General features: G+C 63.8%; 19 protein-coding genes and 2 pseudogenes. 10 read left to right on the top strand and 11 right to left on the bottom strand.

The annotated features are described in order from the left end of the window. Positions 1 to 18: 18 nt before the first annotated feature. Positions 19 to 1,209 (bottom strand): pyridoxal phosphate-dependent aminotransferase, encoded by a 1,191-nt coding sequence (locus ASF08_RS12480; protein WP_056145696.1) that lies wholly within the window; start codon positions 1,207 to 1,209, stop codon positions 19 to 21. 185 nt (positions 1,210 to 1,394) lie between these two features. Between ASF08_RS12480 and ASF08_RS12475 the strand changes: the two genes are divergently transcribed. The 7 genes from ASF08_RS12475 (at position 1,395) to aat (ending at position 6,654) form a co-directional block, all read left to right on the top strand. Further along, positions 1,395 to 2,204 (top strand): DsbA family protein, encoded by an 810-nt coding sequence (locus tag ASF08_RS12475; protein ID WP_056145693.1) that lies wholly within the window; start codon positions 1,395 to 1,397, stop codon positions 2,202 to 2,204. A 112-nt stretch (positions 2,205 to 2,316) separates the two neighbouring features. After that, on the top strand, positions 2,317 to 2,814 hold the full coding sequence (gene aroQ, locus ASF08_RS12470; RefSeq protein ID WP_018044714.1) for a type II 3-dehydroquinate dehydratase: 498 nt from the start codon (positions 2,317 to 2,319) through the stop codon (positions 2,812 to 2,814). 20 nt (positions 2,815 to 2,834) lie between these two features. Then, positions 2,835 to 3,320 (top strand): acetyl-CoA carboxylase biotin carboxyl carrier protein, encoded by a 486-nt coding sequence (accB, locus tag ASF08_RS12465; protein ID WP_026176091.1) that lies wholly within the window; start codon positions 2,835 to 2,837, stop codon positions 3,318 to 3,320. Positions 3,321 to 3,331: 11 nt separating this feature from the next. Then, the gene (gene accC / locus ASF08_RS12460) at positions 3,332 to 4,693 is read left to right on the top strand and encodes an acetyl-CoA carboxylase biotin carboxylase subunit (protein ID WP_056145690.1); all 1,362 of its coding nucleotides are present in this window, start codon (positions 3,332 to 3,334) and stop codon (positions 4,691 to 4,693) included. Positions 4,694 to 4,825: 132 nt separating this feature from the next. Further along, on the top strand, positions 4,826 to 5,140 hold the full coding sequence (locus tag ASF08_RS24840) for a hypothetical protein (RefSeq protein ID WP_156629580.1): 315 nt from the start codon (positions 4,826 to 4,828) through the stop codon (positions 5,138 to 5,140). Positions 5,141 to 5,544: 404 nt separating this feature from the next. Further along, a complete protein-coding gene (locus tag ASF08_RS12455; protein ID WP_244474519.1) occupies positions 5,545 to 5,850 on the top strand; it encodes a hypothetical protein in 306 nt (101 codons plus the stop codon). Between the two features lie 123 nt (positions 5,851 to 5,973). Next, a complete protein-coding gene (gene aat, locus ASF08_RS12450) occupies positions 5,974 to 6,654 on the top strand; it encodes a leucyl/phenylalanyl-tRNA--protein transferase (protein WP_056146510.1) in 681 nt (226 codons plus the stop codon). Positions 6,655 to 6,667: 13 nt separating this feature from the next. Here the strand turns inward: aat and ASF08_RS12445 are convergent, their stop codons facing one another. The 3 genes from ASF08_RS12445 to ASF08_RS12435 all read right to left on the bottom strand — a co-directional run bounded on the left by ASF08_RS12445 (position 6,668) and on the right by ASF08_RS12435 (position 8,572). Beyond that, positions 6,668 to 7,300 carry a LysE family translocator gene (locus ASF08_RS12445; RefSeq protein WP_056145679.1) on the bottom strand — a complete coding sequence of 211 codons (633 nt, stop codon included), beginning with the start codon at positions 7,298 to 7,300 and terminating at the stop codon, positions 6,668 to 6,670. A 28-nt stretch (positions 7,301 to 7,328) separates the two neighbouring features. Further along, on the bottom strand, positions 7,329 to 7,925 hold the full coding sequence (locus ASF08_RS12440) for a DUF2155 domain-containing protein (RefSeq protein ID WP_238253835.1): 597 nt from the start codon (positions 7,923 to 7,925) through the stop codon (positions 7,329 to 7,331). 233 nt (positions 7,926 to 8,158) lie between these two features. After that, positions 8,159 to 8,572, bottom strand: coding sequence for an NADH:ubiquinone oxidoreductase subunit NDUFA12 (locus ASF08_RS12435; RefSeq protein WP_056145673.1), 414 nt, complete (start codon positions 8,570 to 8,572; stop codon positions 8,159 to 8,161). A gap of 538 nt (positions 8,573 to 9,110) precedes the next feature. Here ASF08_RS12435 and ASF08_RS12430 point away from each other — a divergent pair. Then, on the top strand, positions 9,111 to 12,845 hold the full coding sequence (locus ASF08_RS12430) for a vitamin B12-dependent ribonucleotide reductase (RefSeq protein WP_056145671.1): 3,735 nt from the start codon (positions 9,111 to 9,113) through the stop codon (positions 12,843 to 12,845). A gap of 213 nt (positions 12,846 to 13,058) precedes the next feature. On the opposite strand, the pseudogene ASF08_RS25795 reads toward ASF08_RS12430, so the two are convergent. Beyond that, positions 13,059 to 13,472, bottom strand: a pseudogene (locus ASF08_RS25795) (IS5/IS1182 family transposase); the annotation flags it as partial. Between the two features lie 90 nt (positions 13,473 to 13,562). Then, positions 13,563 to 13,805 (bottom strand): hypothetical protein, encoded by a 243-nt coding sequence (locus tag ASF08_RS12425; protein WP_056145668.1) that lies wholly within the window; start codon positions 13,803 to 13,805, stop codon positions 13,563 to 13,565. A gap of 144 nt (positions 13,806 to 13,949) precedes the next feature. Between ASF08_RS12425 and ASF08_RS12420 the strand changes: the two genes are divergently transcribed. Together ASF08_RS12420 and ASF08_RS25790 are read left to right on the top strand one after the other, a co-directional pair. Then, positions 13,950 to 15,029, top strand: a complete 1,080-nt coding sequence (locus tag ASF08_RS12420) for a YeiH family protein (RefSeq protein WP_056145664.1) — start codon at positions 13,950 to 13,952, stop codon at positions 15,027 to 15,029. A gap of 21 nt (positions 15,030 to 15,050) precedes the next feature. Further along, positions 15,051 to 15,449: pseudogene (locus ASF08_RS25790) on the top strand (3-keto-5-aminohexanoate cleavage protein); the annotation flags it as partial. A gap of 130 nt (positions 15,450 to 15,579) precedes the next feature. Here ASF08_RS25790 and ASF08_RS12415 read toward each other — a convergent pair. The 5 genes from ASF08_RS12415 to ASF08_RS12395 form a co-directional block, all read right to left on the bottom strand. Further along, positions 15,580 to 15,999 (bottom strand): FKBP-type peptidyl-prolyl cis-trans isomerase, encoded by a 420-nt coding sequence (locus ASF08_RS12415; RefSeq protein WP_027172428.1) that lies wholly within the window; start codon positions 15,997 to 15,999, stop codon positions 15,580 to 15,582. A gap of 58 nt (positions 16,000 to 16,057) precedes the next feature. Further along, the gene (locus tag ASF08_RS12410; protein ID WP_056145661.1) at positions 16,058 to 17,209 is read right to left on the bottom strand and encodes a GNAT family N-acetyltransferase; all 1,152 of its coding nucleotides are present in this window, start codon (positions 17,207 to 17,209) and stop codon (positions 16,058 to 16,060) included. Beyond that, complete coding sequence (locus ASF08_RS12405; protein WP_056145658.1) at positions 17,206 to 18,570, bottom strand: lipopolysaccharide biosynthesis protein; 1,365 nt, start codon at positions 18,568 to 18,570, stop codon at positions 17,206 to 17,208. The genes ASF08_RS12410 and ASF08_RS12405 overlap by 4 nt, the downstream gene beginning before the upstream one ends. Before the next feature lie 178 nt (positions 18,571 to 18,748). Continuing rightward, entirely contained in the window at positions 18,749 to 19,699 is a 951-nt protein-coding gene (locus ASF08_RS12400) for an SGNH/GDSL hydrolase family protein (RefSeq protein WP_056145655.1), read from the bottom strand. Beyond that, the gene (locus tag ASF08_RS12395; protein WP_056145651.1) at positions 19,669 to 20,757 is read right to left on the bottom strand and encodes an OpgC family protein; all 1,089 of its coding nucleotides are present in this window, start codon (positions 20,755 to 20,757) and stop codon (positions 19,669 to 19,671) included. Before ASF08_RS12395 ends, ASF08_RS12400 begins: the two co-directional genes overlap by 31 nt. Positions 20,758 to 20,974: the final 217 nt, after the last annotated feature.

Here is a 20,974-nt window from a genome sequence, read left to right as displayed (position 1 = left end):
CTGTCGATGGGCGAGACATCACCCAAGCCACGACTTCAGGCGCCGCACGGCTTCCACGCAATCCCCTTCGGATCCCGCGAAGGAGAACCGCACATGGTGGCCTCCCTCGGCAGCGTCGAAATCGAGCCCAGGGGTCGCGGCTACCCCCGCCTGTTCCAGCATCCGGCGGCAGAAGGATGATGCGTCGTCGGTGAGGCCTGCGACATCAGCGTAGAGATAGAAGGCACCATCGGCCGGATGTGTCCGCCCCAGGCCGAGGGAGGGAAACGCGTCGAGCAGCAACACCCGGTTCGCGGCGTAGCCGAGGCGGATCGTCTCTGCCTCTTCCGTCGCGTCGAAAGCCGCCAGTGCGGCGACCTGCGAGAGGTAGGGGGCCGAGATGTAGAGGTTCTGCGCCAAACGCTCGACGGGCCTGACCAGCCAGGGCGGGACAACCATCCAGCCGATGCGCCAGCCGGTCATGCAAAAGGTCTTCGAGAACGAATTGATGACGATGGCGTTGGGATCGAATTTCAGCGCGGTCTCGGCGGGAATTCCGTAGCTGAGTCCGTGATAGATTTCGTCGGAGATGAAGGGCAGCCCAAGATCTCGAGCCGTGGCACAGAGCTCCGCGAGACGGGCAGGCTCGATGACCGTGCCCGACGGATTGGCCGGGCTCATCACCAGTATCCCGGAGAGGGCCTCGCGGCGATGGAGGGCGCGCAAAGCCTCGCTGGTCGGAGCGAAGCGGTCGTCCTCCCGCAGGATCATGGGTGCGGGAACGAGGTCCAATGCGTGGAGTATGCTGCGATAGGCGGGATAGCCTGGCTGTGGCACCGCTATGCGCGCTCCGGCATCGAACAGGCTGAGAAAAGCCAGCACGAAGCCGGCCGAGGAGCCGGTGGTGACGACGATCCGGTCGGGGGCCACAGCGACGCCGTAGGTGTCGCGATAAGACCGGGCGATGCGCTCGCGGAGGGCCGGGATTCCGCAGGCATCGGTATATGGTAGCCTGCCGGTTTCCAGAGCGCGTTGCGCGGCTTCGATCACGCGGCGCGGCGCAGGAGCAGAGGGTTGCCCAATTTCCATATGGATCACGCCGTCGCCCTGCCTGTCGCGGATCGCGGCGGCCGCCATGATGTCCATGGCAAGGAAGGGCGCCACGCGACTCGCGCGGAGAGAGGTTTTGGCGGAAATGCTGATGTCAGAGCGATCGTCGGCTGGTGTCATGGCGCTGGTTTACTCTCCTGCGCCCTCCCCTTCCAGGCCACCGATCCGTTCCGCGCCTACCGCGCGGGAGCTGGCGGGGCGGGCGAACAATTGACCCGCCGCCGCGAAAACGCCTAACCCGGTGGCTAACGACCGGTTGTCCCGCGCCTGACCACGGCCGACGGGACGCGACCCCGCGAGGATCAATGCGCCTGCTTCGCCACCTTCTTTCGTCCGTTGCCCTCGTCGGCGCGCTCGCTTCCGGCGTTTCGAGCGCTGTCGCGCAGGCCCCGGCTCCCGCGCAAACGGCCCCGACCGCGGCTGCGGCCTTCACCGATGTGCAGCGCCAGGCGATTGAGGCGATCATCAAGGATTACCTCGTCAAGAATCCCGATGTCCTGCAGGAGGCCATCGCCGAGGGTGAGCGGCGCCAGCAGGAAACACAGAAGCTGGCACAATCCGCCGCGCTGAAGGAATCCCGTGAGGCTCTGGTCAACTCACCTCACGGCGTCGTGGTCGGCAACCCGACCGGCGATGTCACTCTTGTGGAGTTCTTCGACTATAATTGTGGTTATTGCCGCAAGGCACTCGCCGACATCCAGACGCTGGTGAAAGGCGATCCCAAGCTGCGCGTGGTTCTGAAGGATTTCCCCGTCCTCGGCGCGGAATCTCTCGAAGCCAGCAAGATTTCGCTGGCGGCGAAGCAGCAGCTCAAGGGTGACAAGCTGTTCGAGTTCCACGTCAAGCTGCTGGAGAGCAAAGGCCGGGTCAACGGCGAGCGTGCGATCGCCTTGGCCAAGGATATGGGTCTCGATATCGCCAAGCTGCAGAAGGATGCACAGGGAGCGGAGGTGAAGGCAGCGCTGGCGGAGAATGTCGGCCTCGGTGACAAGCTCGGCCTTTCCGGTACGCCCGCTTTTATCATCGGCGATGAGATCATCCCCGGCGCTGTCGGTGTCGACCCGATCCGCAAGACCATCGGTGACATCCGCCAGTGCGGCCACGCGAGTTGCTGAAGGCTTATGCTCCTCGGCGATTGTTCCGGCCTGCGCCTGTCGCTATCCGGAACGATCGTCTACGACCACTGCCCCGACCGCTTGGCTCAGCCGGCGCTTCGAACGCGATATCATGATCCCGATCCACGTCCTTCATGGACCAAACCTGAACCTTCTCGGTCGCCGTGAGCCCGGCATCTACGGGACCGCGACGCTCGATGACATCGAGCGTGACCTTCGTGCGCGCGCGGACACTCTCGGCGTAGCGCTGACCGTGCGTCAGACCAATCACGAGGGCGAACTGGTCGGTTTCGTGCAGGATGCGGGCCTTGCCGGCGCCGGCGTGCTCATCAACGCCGCTGCCTATACCCATACATCCGTCGCCTTGCGCGATGCTATTGCCGGTAGCGGCGCGATTGCGGTCGAAGTGCATCTCTCGAACGTGCATGCGCGGGAAGCCTTCCGGCATGTCTCGCTCATTGCCCCGGTCTGTGCCGGAGTTATCTGCGGTTTCGGTCCGCACAGTTACGGTCTGGGCCTGGAAGCCCTGGTGCGGCTGCTCCAGTCCCGTCTGCCCTCTCTCCCCTCGCTCTTGTCCGACGCTTCGTCGGACGCCAACTCTCAAGACTGACCGGAATGGCCAAGGTGCCGATGCCTAAGAACGAACCTTTCGATCCCGAGCTCGTTCGCGAACTCGCCAAACTCGTGACCGAGACGGATCTGACCGAAATCGAAGTGGAAAAGGGTGACCTGCGTATCCGCGTGGTCCGCCGGATTGAGCCCGTGCATGTCCAAGTTGCGGCACCCGCACCTGCCGTGGCGGCGGCCGCCCCCGCTGCGGCGGCACTGCCCGTGCCGGGCTCCGGCGCCGCTGGCGAGCGCGCCAAGGCCGGGGCCGGTCATCCGGGCGCCGTGCCCTCCCCCATGGTCGGCACTGCCTATCGCCGGCCCTCGCCGGATGCAAAGGCCTTCGTCGATATCGGGTCCCAAGTGGCGGCCGGCGAGAAACTGCTTCTGATCGAGGCGATGAAGACCTTCAACGAGATCGTCGCGCCCCGCGCCGGAACGGTGACCGCGATCTTCTTCGAGGATGGTCAGCCGGTCGAGTTCGGCGAACCTCTCCTCGTCATCGAGTGATAGCGCCCCCCATGTTCGAAAAGATCCTGATCGCCAATCGTGGCGAGATCGCCCTGCGCGTCCTGCGCGCGGCCAAGGAACTCGGGATCGCCACCGTGGCGGTGCATTCGACTGCGGATGCCGATGCCATGCATGTGCGGCTCGCCGACGAGAGTGTCTGTATCGGTCCGCCCTCGGCCAGGGACAGCTACCTCAACATTCCCTCGATCATCGCCGCCTGTGAGATCACCGGCGCGGATGCGGTGCATCCGGGCTACGGATTTCTGTCGGAGAATGCGCGCTTCGCCGAAGTGCTGGCCCATCACAATATCGGCTTCATCGGTCCCAAGGCCGAGCATATCCGCATCATGGGCGACAAGATCGAGGCCAAGCGGACAGCCAAGCGGCTCGGTATTCCTTGTGTGCCCGGCTCCGAGGGCGGTGTCGACGATCCGGTCGAGGCCAAGCGAATCGCGGCGGAGATCGGATATCCTGTTCTGGTGAAGGCCGCCTCCGGTGGCGGTGGCCGCGGCATGAAGGTGGCGCGTACGGAGGCCGATCTGGAACAGGCCCTCGACATGGCGCGCACCGAAGCGAAAGCGGCGTTCGGTGACGATGCCGTCTATCTCGAAAAATATCTCGAGAAGCCGCGGCACATCGAAGTTCAGGTTCTGGGCGATGGTCGCGGCAAGGCAGTCCACCTAGCCGAGCGCGATTGCTCGCTCCAGCGACGTCACCAGAAAGTGTGGGAGGAAGGCGGATCGCCGGTGATCGACGAGGCGACCCGTGCTGAAATCGGCGGTATCTGCGCTCGGGCGATGCAGGAGCTGCAATATATCGGCGCCGGAACGGTCGAATTTCTCTACGAGGACGGGCGGTTCTACTTCATCGAGATGAATACCCGCATCCAGGTGGAGCATCCGGTAACGGAGATGATCACCGGGGTGGATCTCGTGTCCGAGCAAATCCGTGTGGCCGCTGGCCTGCCCCTCTCGGTGACGCAGGAGGACATCAAGGTCACGGGTCATGCCATCGAGTGCCGGATCAATGCCGAGCATCCGGCTACCTTCCGTCCATCGCCTGGGCTCATTACCTACTTCCATCCGCCCGGCGGGCTCGGTGTACGCGTCGATTCTGCCGCCTATCAGGGGTATCGCATCCCGCCGAACTACGATTCGCTGATCGGGAAACTCATCGTTCACGGGCGTACCCGACATGAATGCCTCATGCGCCTGCGTCGCGCCCTCGACGAATTCGTGGTCGCCGGCGTCGACACGACGCTTCCGCTGTTCCGAACGCTGGTGCGAAATCCGGAGGTCCTCGCGGGAGCCTACGACATCCATTGGCTGGAGAGCTTCCTCGAAGGCGGTGGCCTCTCGGAGACGACGACCTGAATGACGCCGACAAACGGCTGAGAGGAACTGCTCCGCTTAAAGCTCGTTCTCTGGATAAGAAGTTTCTCATTGCGCGCAATCGAGGGTGACCGCCCGGCGCAGTGGGAGCACGAACCCAGAAGGACGAACGTCATGCGCATTGCAAAGCTTACCGTCGCTGCCCTGCTCCTCGCAGCCTCCCCGGCCTTGGCGCAGTCACCCTCAGGCAACGTCTCGCAGCCGGAGCGGACTGTGCCACAGGCCGGCACGACGACGGGTGGTCCGCTCGACAATCCGTCCACCCGGGATATGCCGCCGGCCACCGGCAGCACGAGCCGTCCCATTGGCGAGAATGGGATGTCCCCAGGAGCCGGCGCAGTCGATTCGGCAAAAGGCGGCAATGCCGATCAGACCAACAAGGGCATGGGAGCCAATACCGGTTCCACTTCCGGCGGTCCGGCGCGCTAATCGCAGCGCTTTCCCTTTGCTTGATTTAGAGCAGCCTGCCCCAAGAGGCAGGCTGCTTTGTTTTGACCAGCAGAAAAGACAGCTTTTTAACCGTGCGAATTGTTACAACGAATGGATGTTTCGTTTCTCTCCGTACTCGACACTTATTGGTATTCTCATCCAAAAGAATAATTCGAAGTGCCCTATGAGAGAAGAATCTGCTGCTTTTAATGCCCATTTAGAAGCACGGAGCTTTTGATGTTTGTTTTACCCCCATTGAGATGCGACACATTGCCGGCTCACTACAAGGGGAACGCCTGGCGACGACAGAGCTTATCCGACCAGCCCGGCCCGGCAAGCGCCTTTTCTGACATCAGCAGGAAGCTACCGAGAGGCCGATCACCCTTATGACAATCGAGATATTCATGCGCACCCTGACCATCGCCGTGTTGGCCGCCTCCCTGAGCGCCACCGCCGCCTTCGCCCAGTCACCATCCGCATATATCGGTGCGCCCGACCGCATCGTCCCGATGACCGGCACGCAAGCAGACGGCATCTATCGTGATGCCGAAGGTCGCGTCGATGTCGAGGATACCGGCAGCGTTCGTAGCCGCCCCTTCATTTCGAACCGCGAGGCGGTGTTCGAGGATTCCGCGAAGGGCGGCAATGCCGAGCAGAACCAGCGTTCCAACCCCAATCTCGGTACGACTTCGGGCGGTCCCGAATTCTGAAATCGATCCTTTTCACAAGACGAGACGGCGGAGCGAAAGCTCCGCCGTTTTTCGTCGGGAGCGACGCTGGGTGATGCGTCCGCCCTCTGGCTTTCGTACGTCCGAAGCGTCACATTGGTCATCATGCAGCACGACCACGACGGCGACCGCGTGGACATCACTCCGCAGATCTTGCTGAAGGCCTATGCCGCCGGAATCTTTCCCATGGCGGAAGATGCCGATGACCCGACCATCTATTGGGTCGAGCCGAAAGCACGCGGAGTTCTGCCGATCGACCGTTTCCACGTCTCCCGTCGGCTCGCCCGTACAATAAGGTCCAACCGTTTTGAGGTTCGGACAGATTTCGATTTCGATAGCGTGATCGCCGGCTGCGCTGCTCCTCGAGGCGACGGGGAGAAGACCTGGATCAACGCACGTATCCGAGAACTCTACCGTGCCCTCTATGATGCCGGCCATGCCCATACGATCGAAGTCTATGCGGAGGGACGGATCGTCGGCGGACTCTACGGCGTATCGCTCGGAGCGGCATTCTTCGGCGAGAGCATGTTCCACGTCTCCCGCGATGCATCGAAGGTTGCCCTTGTCCATCTGATGGCGAGGTTGCGGATGGGTGGCTATCGCCTCGCCGATACGCAGTTCGTCACGGACCATCTGATCCAGTTCGGAGCGGAGGAAGTGCCGCGCCATGTCTACAAACGACGGCTAGCGGAGGCGATCGCTGAGGAAGCGGTCTGGGATGTCTGGCCGAAGGAGCGGGCCGTGAGTGGCGAGGAGGTGCTCACCTCGATCGCTCGGCAGACATGAATCGCGGTGCGCGTCAGCGGGTTCTGTCGAGCGCCATGCGCAGGGCGAGACTTCCGAGAACGCCGCCCATGATCCAGCGCTGGGCTTTCAGCCATCCGGGATTGCGCGACAGAAAGACGGCGATCGATCCTGCCGCCAACGCGATCAGCGCATTCACCGCGACGCTGATCGCGATCTGGACGGAGCCCAGCATCAGTGTCTGTCCCAGCACCGAGCCGCCCGTGGGCGTCACGAATTGCGGCAGGAGCGCGAGATAGAGCATCGCGATCTTCGGATTGAGGAGGTTGGTGAGGAAGCCCATGGCGAAGAGCCGCTTCCGGCTATCGGGGGCGAGCCGTCTCACCTCGAACGGTGAGCGGCCACCAGGCTTCAGCGCCTGCCAGGCAAGGTAACCGAGATAGAGGGCGCCAGTCAGTCTTAGTGCATCGTATGCGTAGGGGATCGCCAGGATCAGAGCGGTGATGCCGAAGGCGGCACAAAGCATGTAGACGACGAAGCCCAGCACGACCCCGCCGAGGGAGACCAGCGCCGCCCCGCGGCCCTGGCAGATCGCGCGGGAGACCAAATAGGCCATGTTCGGCCCTGGCGTCAGCACCATCCCGAGGGAAACGCCCGCGAAAGCCAGAAGGGCGACGGCATCGGGCATGAAGCAAAACTCGGTTGCCCGGCCGATCCTACCGGAAGATGGCGTCGAAGATCGATTGCGGCTGCTGAGGCGGCGGCGCGGGCGCCGGGCCTTCGTTGGTCGGGAAGAATTTCCGCGATGGCTTCTGCTTCGGCTGCACCGGAACTCCGCGCGGCGCCTCCACATCGACCTGCCCGTTCGGGTTGACCTGTTGGGCCGTACGCGTCGGGTCCGAGTTCCGCTGGCGCTTGGTCTTCTCCGGCTTCGACGCCATGGCAGGCACGTCTTCCTGCTCGCGGGCCTCGGCGATGATGTCGTTGCCACCTTTGCAATCCACGAGCCACACATCGTAGATCGGATGCTCGATCGCATGCAGCCCGGGGCTCGCCGCGAACATCCAGCCGGTGAAGATGCGGCGGTACTTGTTGTCGAGGGTTACCTCGTCGACTTCGAGGAAGGCCGTGGTCTTTGGGCTCTCGGTGGGTGGCCGGCTGTAGCAGACGCGCGGGGTCATCTGCAGTGCGCCGAACTGAACGGTCTCGTCCACCGCGACTTCGAACGACACGATCCGCCCCGTGATCTTGTCGAGGCCGGAGAACACCGCGGTCGGGTTCTTGATCTTGTCGGCGAGGGCATGGCCCGTCATCGGCAGGCCGAGCGCCGCGGCGCCCGCGAACAGAAGGCCGGCTCTGATGGCGAGATGCAGATTGCGGTGAACGAGCATGCGGCTTACCCGGCGCGGGACGAAGAGGCGTCTGCCCTAAGCCAGGGCGGTCGCGATGTCATGCACCGATAGACAGGCCAAGCATGGTGTAAAAAGGGCGGCCCGATCATGGGTGCTGGATCCGGCGTCGGCAGCCGCTCTCATTTGGCGAAGCGCTATTCCGGGCTCCAGGCCGCGTAGTCACCACCCGTCACGACGTTGTTGCCCGGATTGAGTTGGGATCCCTTCGGACGGTACGCCGCGCTGGTTCCGGTGAGATTCTCCACATGCGGCTTCTGCCACTCGCGCGGGGTGTAGCTCTCCTCACTCGGGGGAACGTCACCGTTATGGCAGAGCCAGCCGCGCCAGCCGGGCGGGACCTTCGATGCATCGGCATAGCCGTTATAGACGACCCAGCGACGCTCCGTCCCGACCGAGCGGTCGATCAGCGGTCCGATGGCCTTGTAATAGGTGTTTCCGAAATCGTCTTTGCCGACCAGCTGGCCGTGACGGGCCGTCATGACGGCGAGCGACATGGTCTGCCCGTTCCACCATGTGAAGATCCGCAGAAGCGTGTCCTTGAGAGCCATCGCACTTGCCTGAACCGGACCGGCGCGACCGCCCGTCCTTCGATGGCCGGACTATGGTCAGGGGCCGGCACGAAGTCCAGCGCGAGTCGGACCGGGGACAGCCATCGGCGCGCGATCAGCGATCAGGCTCCTGGGGCGGTGCGGCGGGAATCACACAGCCAACGCGCCTTAACCAAAAGCTTACATGGCCAAGGCGGCGTCCGCCCTGTGAACTCAGAAATTTTCCAGCCGGATTCCCGCAACGGAAAACAGCACTTATCGCCGCCGCCGCGATATCCACAGGTTTTACGGTAGCACCACAACATATAGCGCGGAACGTAGCCGGCACACACAAGTTGTTGACGTGGAGGGCGTGTCCGAGATAGCTTTCGAAGGTCGCCGGGACGACGGGTTCGGTCCGGTAGCCCTAAGCATTTTCGGCCATCTGACAGCGCATCGCGAGCGTTCGCGAGCGCTTGCCTTCGTCAGACTTCAGTGAATCGGCGGCTGCGCAGGGCGCGGCGGCATCGTCGACTCTTCGACAAGGGATACAGGGTTCATGCGGTTCGAGCGGCGTTACACCACGGCCGGGCAATCCCCCTACGCGACCATCGCCTTCCGCAAGGCGTTGAGCGAGATCCGCAATCCGGACGGATCCATTGTCTTCCGCCTCGACGGCATCTCGGTGCCGGACAGTTGGAGCCAGGTCGCCAGCGATGTGCTGGCGCAGAAGTACTTCCGCAAGGCCGGCGTGCCGGCGCGCCTGAAGAAGGTCGAGGAGAACGACGTTCCCTCCTTCCTGTGGCGTTCTGTGGCCGACGAGGCCGCCCTGGCGGAACTGCCGGAGGCGGAGCGCGCCGGCTCCGAGATCTCATCCACCCAAGTGTTCGACCGGCTCGCCGGCTGCTGGACCTATTGGGGCTGGAAGGGCGGCTACTTCACCTCGGAGGAGGACGCATCCGCGTTCCTCGACGAGCTTCGCTTCATGCTGGCCAAGCAGATGGTCGCGCCGAACTCGCCGCAATGGTTCAACACCGGTCTCCACTGGGCCTACGGCATCGACGGTCCGGCGCAGGGCCATCACTATGTCGATTACCGCACCGGCGAACTGGTGAAGTCGGCCTCGTCCTACGAGCACCCGCAGCCGCATGCCTGCTTCATCCAGGGTGTGCAGGACGACCTCGTGAACGAGGGCGGCATCATGGACCTGTGGGTCCGTGAGGCGCGCCTGTTCAAGTATGGCTCGGGCACCGGCTCCAACTTCTCCATGCTGCGCGGCGAGAACGAAAAGCTCGGCGGGGGCGGCAAGTCGTCGGGCCTGATGTCGTTCCTGAAGATCGGCGACCGGGCGGCCGGCGCGATCAAGTCCGGTGGCACCACCCGGCGCGCAGCCAAGATGGTCATCGTCGACATCGACCACCCGGATATCGAGCAGTACATCGATTGGAAGGTGAAGGAGGAGCAGAAGGTCGCCGCCCTCGTCACAGGCTCCAAGATCGTTTCCAAGCACCTCCAGGCAGTGATGAAGGCCTGCACCCAGTGCGAGGCCGAGGGTGATGCCTGTTTCGACATCGAGCGCAATCCCGTCCTCAAGAAGGCCGTGAAGGCAGCCCGCAAGGAGATGGTGCCGGACGGCTACACCAAGCGCGTCATCCAGTTCGCCCGCCAGGGTTTCACCAAGATCGATTTCCCGGTCTACGACACCGATTGGGATTCCGAGGCCTATCTGACGGTTGCCGGCCAGAACTCGAACAACTCCGTCTCGCTTACCGACGACTTTTTGCGCGCGGTGGAGCGTGACGAGGAATGGCATCTGACGGCTCGGACCACCGGCAAGTCCGTGAAGACGGTCCAGGCCCGCGAGCTCTGGGATAAGATCGGCGAAGCCGCTTGGGCATCCGCCGATCCGGGCCTGCATTTCAATACGACCATGAACGATTGGCACACCTGCCCGTCCGCTGGCCGGATCCGCGCGTCGAACCCGTGCTCCGAGTACATGTTCCTCGACGACACGGCCTGCAATCTCGCGTCCGCCAACCTGCTGACGATGTACGATCAGGCCAGCGGCGAGTTCGACGTAGCTGCCTTCGAGCACCTCAACCGGCTCTGGACCGTGGTCCTCGAGATTTCGGTGATGATGGCGCAGTTCCCGTCGAAGGAGATCGCGGAGCTTTCCTACCGCTATCGTACCCTGGGTCTCGGCTACGCCAATATCGGCGGCCTGTTGATGAGCATGGGCCTGCCTTACGATTCGCATAAGGGTCGGGCTCTGGCCGGTGCCCTGACCGCCATCATGACTGGTGTCGCCTACGCAACCTCGGCGGAAATGGCTGCCGAACTCGGGCCGTTCCCGGGCTACGACGAGAACGCGGATGCCATGCTCAAGGTCATCCGTAACCATCGCCGCGCGGCGCATGGCGAGGCTGCGGGCTACGAGTTCCTCTCGATCGCCCCCGTCCCCCTCGACATCGCCAACATTCCTCAAACGAACCTGGCGGAACGCGCCAAGGTGGCGTGGGACCGCGCCCTCTCGCTGGGCGAGGAGCACGGCTACCGCAACGCCCAGGCCACCGTCATCGCGCCCACCGGCACGATTGGCCTCGTGATGGATTGCGACACCACCGGTATCGAACCGGACTTCGCCCTGGTGAAGTTCAAGAAGCTCGCGGGTGGCGGTTACTTCAAGATCATCAACCGTGCCGTACCGAACGCCTTGCGTTCCCTCGGCTACCGCGAATCGGAGATTGCCGAGATCGAGGCCTATGCCGTCGGCCATGGTTCGATGGGGCAGGCTCCCGCCATCAACCCGGGTTCCCTGCGCGCCAGAGGCTTCACCGACGACAAGATTGCGGCCATTGAGGCGGGACTGAAGTCGGCCTTCGACATCAAGTTCGTGTTCAACCGCTGGACCCTCGGCGACGACTTCCTCAAGGACGTGCTTCAGGTTCCGGCCGACAAGCTCGCCGACCCGACTTTCGAGATCCTGCCCTTCCTCGGCTATTCGAAGAAGGACATCGAGGCAGCCAACACGCATATCTGCGGCGCGATGACCCTCGAGGGAGCCCCCTTCCTCAAGCAGGAGCATTACGCGGTCTTCGATTGCGCCAACCCGTGCGGGCGCATCGGCAAGCGCTACCTCTCGGTGGAGAGCCACATCCGCATGATGGCGGCGGCGCAGCCCTTCATCTCTGGGGCGATCTCTAAGACCATCAACATGCCCAACGACGCCACGGTCGAGGATTGCAAGAACGCCTACAAGCTGTCTTGGACGCTGGCCCTCAAGGCCAACGCCCTCTACCGCGACGGCTCGAAACTCTCTCAGCCCCTGAACTCGGCGCTCATCGCCGATAAGGAGGAGGATACCGAGGAGGCCATCGAAGCTCTGGTGGCGCAACCGGCCACCGCCAAGGCAGCGCAGCTCGCGGAAAAAATCGTCGAACGGGTGATCGAGCGCGTCGAGCGTATCCGCTCGCGCGAGAAGCTACCCGATCGGCGCAAGGGCTATACTCAGAAGGCTGTTGTCGGCGGCCACAAGGTCTATCTGCGGACCGGCGAATATGAGGATGGCCGCATCGGCGAGATCTTCATCGACATGCACAAGGAAGGCGCCGCCTTCCGTTCGCTGATGAACAACTTCGCCATCGCGATCTCGATCGGCCTTCAATACGGCGTGCCGATGGAGGAGTATGTCGACGCCTTCACCTTCACCCGCTTCGAGCCGGCCGGATTTGTCCAAGGCAACGACGCGATCAAGAACGCTACCTCGATCCTCGACTACGTGTTCCGCGAGTTGGCGATCTCGTATCTCGGCAGGATGGACCTCGCCCATGTCGACCCCTCGGAAATCGGCAACACGGTGATGGGCAAGGGTGAGGGCGAAGGGAGCCGCAGCGGCGGCGACAGGCCGGATCCCGTGGCGTCCAGCGTCGTCTCGCGCGGCCTGCTGCGCGGATCGGCCGACCGGCTTACCCTCATCCAGGGCGGCCCCGGCGGCGGCACGATGGGCATCGGCTCCGGCAATGCCGGAACGAGCGCCCCGGCCGGCGGCGTCGTTCATGCCCTGCGGGGAGCGACGGCATTGAAGGCCGAACCGGAGCTGGCGGGCCAAGCCGAAAGCCTCGTCACCGCCCTCCCCTTCGCCAAGGCCGAGCGGACTGTCTCGGATCGGCGGGCGGAGGCCAAGATGAAGGGCTATGTCGGAGAATCCTGCCCCGAATGCGCGAACTTCACGCTCGTGCGTAACGGAACTTGTTTGAAATGCGACACGTGTGGCGGAACGACAGGCTGCTCGTGATGGTGTTAGAGAAAAGCTGCTATTACGACGGGCAATAGAACATTGCGGTTTTAGTGGTGTTTCTATCTGTACGAATGATACGAACCTGCGTTTTAAAGGACGGCGCGCGGAGAAATCCGCGCACCGTCCTCTATTTACAATGTATTATAAGTGCCGAACCTGATTGAGAACCAGGAGCAAGAACTTCGGGAAGCCTCCGGCCTGATTGATCTACACAAACACCGGCTCGACGATATGCTTCCTCAGGCGGTAGCGGGTCCGGCGGCCAGCCCGCTTCATCCACGCGGCCATCGCACGCATCGGGGGCGTCTTTCGTCAGCGTGAGAAGGCCGGCCGCTCCCTCAGAGCAGCCAAGTTTACCTCGGTTGGTAAAGCCTGCATCGCCGGAGACCTCGAACGACTGAAGCCCGAAATGACTGCGGACGTCGTCGATGATCGGCACCAGGGCGCGGGAGTCGGCGGAGGTCGTAACAGGGCGATGCGCTACGATGATCTCATTCGCGTCATCGACGGCAATCTGCCCGTTGTATCCCTGCACGAGGCCATCGCGCCTGGCAGGATCCGGCTGTCCGGGTCGGTAAACGTGCGCTGTGCTCGGTCCGGTTGCCCTGCGTCCATACCGGCCAAATACGGTGGCCGTATCTCATGCCCCGATCAAGAAAGCGATCGCCGCGTTATCTCGCCGACACGTATTGGTCGACAGCCATCGACATCACGTCAACGTACGGCCGTGACGAACGCCCCGATCTGCGCTTTGGCAAGTATCAAGGCATGGCCAAGTGGCTGATCGTTCAAATAAACCCGCCCCGCAGTCAAAGTCAGGGCGAGTGTCCAGAAGATCGCGATAGCGGCATTGCGCGCCCGACGATCGCCCTGCACCATGTGCGCGGTGCGGTCTTCTCCCAACGGCTCGCCATACGGATCGAAGCTGGTGGCGTTGGCATCGGGACACGTGGTCATGGGCATTAAGATCGGGCTTTGCGTGCCAGCGATCAATGGATAAGACTTTTGAAATTCCCGCGGTATGGAGCGCGACTTTCTCTTTTCGTCGAGCCATGTGGAAGTTTTTTTCGGGGAGCCTGGAGGCAACTCCGAGCGGGTGGAATGGGCGTGAAGGCATCCTCGAATCTGACAATCCCGACGGGAGCGGCCACGTCGCATAGGCGATCGTCGCTTCTGCCGGGCATCGTCCTCTGCCTCGGTGTCACCGGGATCGCCATAGCCATCCAAGCCTGGGAGGAGCGGGCCACCGGGCACCCCTATATCGAAGCGCTCGTGATCGCGATCCTGTTCGGCATTGCGATCCGCACCGTCTGGATGCCGGGCGAGCGCTTCCGGGCAGGGATTGCCTTCAGCGCGAAGCAACTGCTCGAACTGGCCGTGACGTTGATGGGAGCGTCGGTCACCCTCGGCGCCATCGTCGCCTCAGGACCCGCGCTTCTCACCGGCATCGTCGGCACGGTGTTGCTGGCGATCGTCTCGAGTTACGCGATCTGCCGCGGTCTCGGCCTGCCGGCCCGTATGGCGATCCTGGTTGCCTGCGGCAACGCCATCTGCGGAAATTCGGCCATCGCCGCCGTGGCGCCGGTGATCGGAGCCGATAGCAAGGACGTCGCCGGCTCCATCGCCTTTACCGCCGTGCTCGGCGTGCTGATGGTGCTCGGCCTGCCCCTCTTCATCCCCCTCGTTGGCCTATCGGATCACCAGTACGGGGTGCTGGCGGGCCTAACCGTCTACGCTGTGCCGCAGGTGCTCGCCGCCACGGTGCCGGTGGGGCTGCTCAGCACCCAAGTCGGCACGCTGGTCAAGCTGGTGCGTGTATTGATGCTCGGCCCCGTCGTCATCGCCTTCTCGCTCATCGCCCATCGGCTTCCTTTGGAAGACGGAGTTCGGAAAGCATCGACGGGGCGGCTCGGCTTCACCAAGCTCGTACCCTGGTTCATTCTGGGTTTTCTCGGGCTGGCAAGCCTGCGTTCCCTCGGCCTGATCCCTGAGGCGGCCTCCGGGCCGGTGAGGCAACTGGCTGGATTTTTGACGATCATGTCCATGGCCGCCCTGGGCCTGGGCGTCGATGTCCGGGTACTGGCCCGCATGGGCGGGCGGGTGACGCTTGCCGTCACCGGCTCTCTGGCCGTCCTCCTCGCCATCAGCCTTCTTCTCATCCGCGCCCTCGGCATCTCTTGATCGCCTGATCCGCGGTGCGCCGAAATCGAGATGTTCGACCTCTCGCACCTGTACGGCGCCCGGCGTCTTCTCGATGAGGGGTTGAAGAATGCCCGTCCCCGCGTCCCTTCGTCACCCGCCTGAAGAACGCTCTTCCTGCCAATGAGCGCCTCCTCGACCTGCTCCTCGGGGAGCTGAAACGGATCCTGCCCCCGGGCGACCTGGACCGCCGCCGGCACCGGCCGGCATCCGGCCGAGGTATTGGATTGGGCGCATGCGCGCGAGGACGATGCGGTGCGGACTGAAAAACAAGATCCGCGTACCGAAGCACCAATTGGCAGCCAGCAGCGCTGAACTCGCCGGGCTAGCCATCGAACGGGGTTTCGCCGCGGCCGGGACGTCGCCGAACCCTACGCGGCTCGGGAGCTTCTCGGTCTCGCGACCTGTGCCTTCTGTTCCAAGAGGGCTGCAGGCGAAGCTCTTCACCGCCTGCAGCCGCACCGGACGCGTCTTTCAGGGCTACCGGTACCTCAAGGTTAGGACCGGGGCCGCGCCGTTCTCCAGCCGGCCTTCAGTTCACGCCGAGCAGTTCGACGTCGAAGATGAGCGTGGCGTTCGGGGGAATCAGGCCACCGGCGCCGCGTGCGCCATAGCCGAGGTCGGATGGGATGATGAGCGTGCGCTTGCCGCCGACCTTCATCGTGGCGACCCCCTGGTCCCAGCCGCCGATGACCTGTCCGATACCGAGGGTGAAGCTGAAGGGCTGGCCCCGGTCGCGGGAGGAGTCGAACTTCTTGCCGGGCTTGCCACCATCGTCGAGCCAGCCGGTGTAATGGACGCTGACCTTCTTACCGGTCTGTGGCGAGGGGCCGGTGCCGACGACTTCGTCGCGATATTGAAGGCCCGAAGGCGTGGTCACGGTCTCGGCGGATGCGGAAGCGGTCATGGCGATCAACAAGGCTCCGGTGAGGGCAAGAAGCGGACGACGCATGCGGATGGTTCCTGTCTGGCGTGCCGAACGGGCCGAGTAGCACGGCTGCGCCCGCGCGTCAGCGCCTGCCCAAGACCCGCTTGATCAGCGCCTTGCAATCGCGTTCGATCATGACAAGGCGAATCCGTCGATCTACGGGAAGCAAGCGGGACGCCCGGCGCGGGGCGGCGACGACCTCGCAGATCGTCTCCCGGTCCGGAAAGAGATCCTCTAGGACGGAACCGGCCAATGTCGCCGAATCGAGCCGCTGGGCGAACCCCGTCTCGTGCAGCATCTCGATGATCCGTGCCTCGAGCAGGAGCCCCGGAGCGTTGGAGCGCTCGGTCTCGTCATAGGTCGTCTTCAGAAGCGTGGCCGTGCCGCCTGTCAGAAGGGCGAGGCTGATCGAGAGGGGGCGACCGTCGAGCCGAAGGATATCGGCGCGTAGGCCGATCGGGCCGCTCCCGTCGGCGAAGAGGGCTCGCGCAAAAGCCTCGTGCTGTGGCTGACAAGTCAGCGCCGTTCTGGCTCTGCCCTTCCATCCGGCCCGTTCGAGACTGAGGAAGCTGGTGACGGCATCGCGCAGGTGTGCGCCATCGGTGGCGACATCGAGGATGAGCGTACCACGCTTCGATAGACGCCGATCGCGACGGTTCAGATCCTTCAGGCGCGACCGGTTCGGATGACCTACGAGGAAGGCGTCATATGAGGTGCGGCGCTCTACGATCGGTCGTTCGAAACTGTGTGCGGTGCCATGCTGCCAGCCCGCCCGATCCATCGCCGCGAGCAGTTCGCCACCGAGCCTCGTCGAGGTGGGAAGCAGCGGCCAGCGCCAGAGATGGCCGCCGGAGGCGGATTGTAGACCCGCCACCAGAAGATCGAGAATTTCCTCCAGGTCCGGGTCGTCGGCAACGAGCGGACTCGTCTGCGTGATGAAGGGTGAGAGGAAGGGGCGTGCCACCTTCATTCCGAGCCCGCAGACATCGCGCTTGCATGCGAACGGTAGTAGCGCATCGAGGCCGCTCGGACCCCGCACGGCAACGAAAGCGAGATCCGTATCGCCTAGTCCCGCAGCGTGGTGGGCGGCGATGACGTGGCGGCTGTAATGCGGATGCGTGGTGAGCGCCCGGGCCATCAGCGCGTCCCAGGCACCGGGATCGGCAGCCAATTCCGAATATGTGACGATCGAGGCGGAGCGTCGGCCGTTCGTCCCTCGATGCTCGGTCTTCATGAACCCGCGCGGCTTGGGAACCGCAGAACCGGCGTCACGATGCCGTGTACGAGGAAAGCCGCCAGCGCCATTCCGGCTCCACGAAGGATGGTGGCCAACGCCATAGCGATGGCGGCCCCCATGACGCCTATCGATGGGACGAGGGCCAGACATAGGAGGGCTGCCACGGCCAGCATTGCCAGGGTGATGGCGGCGCCGAAGCGCTCGCCGTCGATCATGGTCAGCAGATCCTCGCCGGGCCCGAACAGGCTGGCGCCGACATTACCCGCCACCAGCACAGCGAGGAGCGGGAAGCTCGCTTCGAATTCCGACCCGAACATCGCGAGCAGGAACGGCCCCGCTGCGACGATGATGAGACCGACCGTCACCGTGGCGGCGAAGGTCAGCCGAGCCTGGATGCGGACGAAGCGTTTCAGACCCGGAATATCCTCGGTTGCATGGAGGAAGGCAAACCGCTGAGCGGTGGCCGCGGACGCCGCATAATGCACGAAGGGGACGAATTGCTGGATTCGCGTCGCGACGAAGTAGAGGCCCACCGCCGTCGGCGGCATCAGCATACTGAGGATGACCACGTCGATCATATTGAAGGCCGAATGCGCGAGATCGGCCGCCCCGATCGGGAGGCAGGCCCGGAGCCAAGCCCGCCAACGATAGCGTGGTATCTCGGAGAGCAGGACCGCGCGCAGGCGCAGGATGAGAAGCCATGCCTGGATCGCCAGGGCAATGCCGGTGGCGGCCAGGGTGCAGGCCACAGCGATCCACGCCTCCGCCGGCGCACCTGTAGCGACTACGCCCAGCATGGCCGCCATGATGAGGCCCTGGCGCAGGAGATAGGGTGGCGCGATGGCGAGCACCGCCCAGTTCTGGCTGCGGGCGACGCCCTCGAGAAAATCTTGCAGGGTGAAGAGTGGCAGCACGAGTGCTGCGAGGAGCAATGCCCCGGCATACGGCCCATCGAGAAGGGTACCTTGCACCCAGACCACAGCAAGACCGACGCATGCGACCGTGCAGGCGCTCGCACCGGTGACCCATGCTCCCCCAATAAGGAACCCTCGGACATGGGCGAGGTCGCCCCTCGCCTGATCGGCGGGCAGAAAGCGGCAGGCGCCCTGAGCGAATCCGAGTGTCGATGAATGCCCGAGGATGACGATCCAAACCCAGATCGAGGCGAAGATACCGTATTCCGTCCGCCCCATCAGGCGCGCCATCAGCACCTGCGCCCCGTAGGCGAAGATGGCGGCCACGATACGAATGGCGAAGACGTCGAGGGCTGCCCCCGCGGCACCTGCGCGGAACGTCTTGAGGCGGACAATGGCTGCGCCGAGGGTGCGCCCCTCCGTCCTGCGCGTTGCTAGTCCCACGTCGCCCCTCTGAGATCTGAAGTCCAATCCTCGTGCACCATTCCGGAAACTGGGGTCCCGTCTTGCGAGACGGTTTCCCAAGACCAGAACTTTTACGGCATCGCTCCGGTGTCGATACTCATGACGACGCCAGCTGGAGCCGGCTATTGGAAACGGAGCGCGAGCGAGACCGTGGGCGTCACGGTTTGTCTTGGACCGATGCGCCGTCTCTCGATGGCGGCGATGGCGGCTTGACCGACGCATCCTTCGGCGGTGCGACGATCAGGGCCGGCGCGCCGGCCGTCCCCGTCGCCGCAGGGTCGGGCTGTAGCAGGGAGAGAGTGATGGCCCGCGTCACGTGTTCGGCCATGCAGCGCAGGCCGAGGTCGTTGAGGCGGAACTGGCGCCCCAGCATGTGCGCTTCGCCCTTGTCGCTACTGCCGGACAGGTAGCGCATCGCCTCGTAGCGCTGTACCAGCGGAACGCCTTCGCGCAGGGCCACTTCCTGCACCTTGCGGACGATGCTGCTGTAATATTCGTCCTGGGCCAGCGACGCCGTGTAGACGGGATTGACCAGCACCACGTCGATATCGTGCGACTTAATCCACTGAACCGTTTCGTCGAGAGCGCTCGCGAAGGCATCGAGATCGACGCGGGCGAGTGCATCGTGGGTGCCGACTTGCCAGACCACGAGATCGGGCTCCACCTCTGCCACCATACTGCGCAGACGCTCCGCCGCGCCGGAGGCTATCTCACCCTGCATGCCCCGGCTCTCGACTTCCACATCCACATTGGGAAGCGAGCGTTCCAGTGCCGTCTCCAGCTTGACCGGATAGGTCGCCGAGGCCCCGGCACCGGCCGAGGACGAACCGATGGCCAGAACGCGGACCGGACGCTTCTCCTTGAGCGCCGCTTTGACCGAGTTCAACCGGGCGAGGGTGTAGAGCTTGGAGCCGGGAACCCGGCATTCGGGCGACAGGCTCACATCGACGGCCTCCGACGCCTCGCCGCCCGGAGCGGGCGCCGCTGCGGTCGGTGGTGAGACGATCGTCGCACCGCCCTCCGCCCTGGTCTGCGATGATCCGACGATCATTCCCAGTAAGGCGAGGCCGAGGGAAATCAGGAGTGCCGAGGTTTGCGCGAGCGCCATTCGACGAACCATGTAGTGAAGCCCAGAGCGAACAAGCCGAATCCCATGACGCCGACATCAACCAGGATGCCGCCCCCCGTCCAGAACCGCACGAGTTGTGCGGCTAGGCTCAGGAGCGAGCCGATGGAGAAGACTGCCAGTGAATTACGACCGAGTCCCGTCAAATATCGACCGACCGCGCCGACATGCGGGACGATGAGCGCGTAGACCCCCTGGAAGGCCAGCAGCACTCCGAGGAAGTGGATCAGCCGGGCGGGCGACAGGTAGGTCTTGTCGAAGGAGAAGACGAGCCGTGGATCGGGAACGAGCAACGGGTCGGGCCTGAGATCGAACACCGATAGCACGATGCCGAGCACGACGATGACGACGCCCACGGGCATCAGTCGCTTTGACCAGCGCCGGAGCGTGTCGGATTCGCGGTTCAGATCCTGCCCGACGAATCCGAGCACGAGCAGCAATTGCCAGCACAGCGGATCGAAGAACCAATCCCCCTCCCCCGGCCAGGATGGCAGGTTCCATTCGAAGACGAGGCTTGCGGCATAGAGGGAGAAGGACAGTCCGAGCGCCGCGACGCGGCTCACCCGGGCCACCAGGATGAAGACGGGGGCGATGCCGAGAAGCACCACGTAGAGCGGCAGGATGTTGAAGAAGCCGAGTTGATGTGTGAGCAGCACGAAACCGACGGTGGTCTGTATAGGATCGGCGAAGAAGCCGCCGGCGTTGTGCCACTCAAGAAGAAGCGGATTGTCGAGAAGCAACGCCGTCCCGGCAATCATGGCCAATGCGATGGCCATCGTCGTGATCTGGGCGCGATAGACTTCGATCGTGCGTGACAGCAGTCTCAGGACGCTTTTCAGGCGCGGTTCCGGTCGTCCGTCGCGCCCGCGCGTGGCGATCCCGATCGACCATCCGGCGAGGAAGACGAACAGCTCCGCCGCATCTGAAATGCCGTATTGCGAGTAGGTGTAGCGCTCGAACGTGTTGCCCGGGATGTGGTTGACGTAGATCGTCACGAGGGCGAGGCCGCGCCAGAAATCGATCGCGTTCGGTTCGCGCATAAGGGATCCGAACTCCGGAATGTCGGGCGGGTTGGAGGAGCGCGAAGCGGAATCGGAGGCCGCCTCGCAGCGCAACGGCACGGTCTGATAATGCGGTACGCGGCAATCTGCAAAGGCGGTATCCGATCCGTCCCGTACGGGATGAATCCGCACTGTGGCCGATTTATCGGGGACAGGGCCGGCGCGGAAACTTATGCTGCGATCATGCCGTACCCAC

Source organism: Methylobacterium sp. Leaf85, from assembly GCF_001422125.1.
GTDB classification, from domain to species: Bacteria; Pseudomonadota; Alphaproteobacteria; order Rhizobiales; family Beijerinckiaceae; genus Methylobacterium; species Methylobacterium bullatum.
Note: the sequence above shows the minus strand (reverse complement) of the source record. Positions and strands in the feature narration are given on the sequence as shown.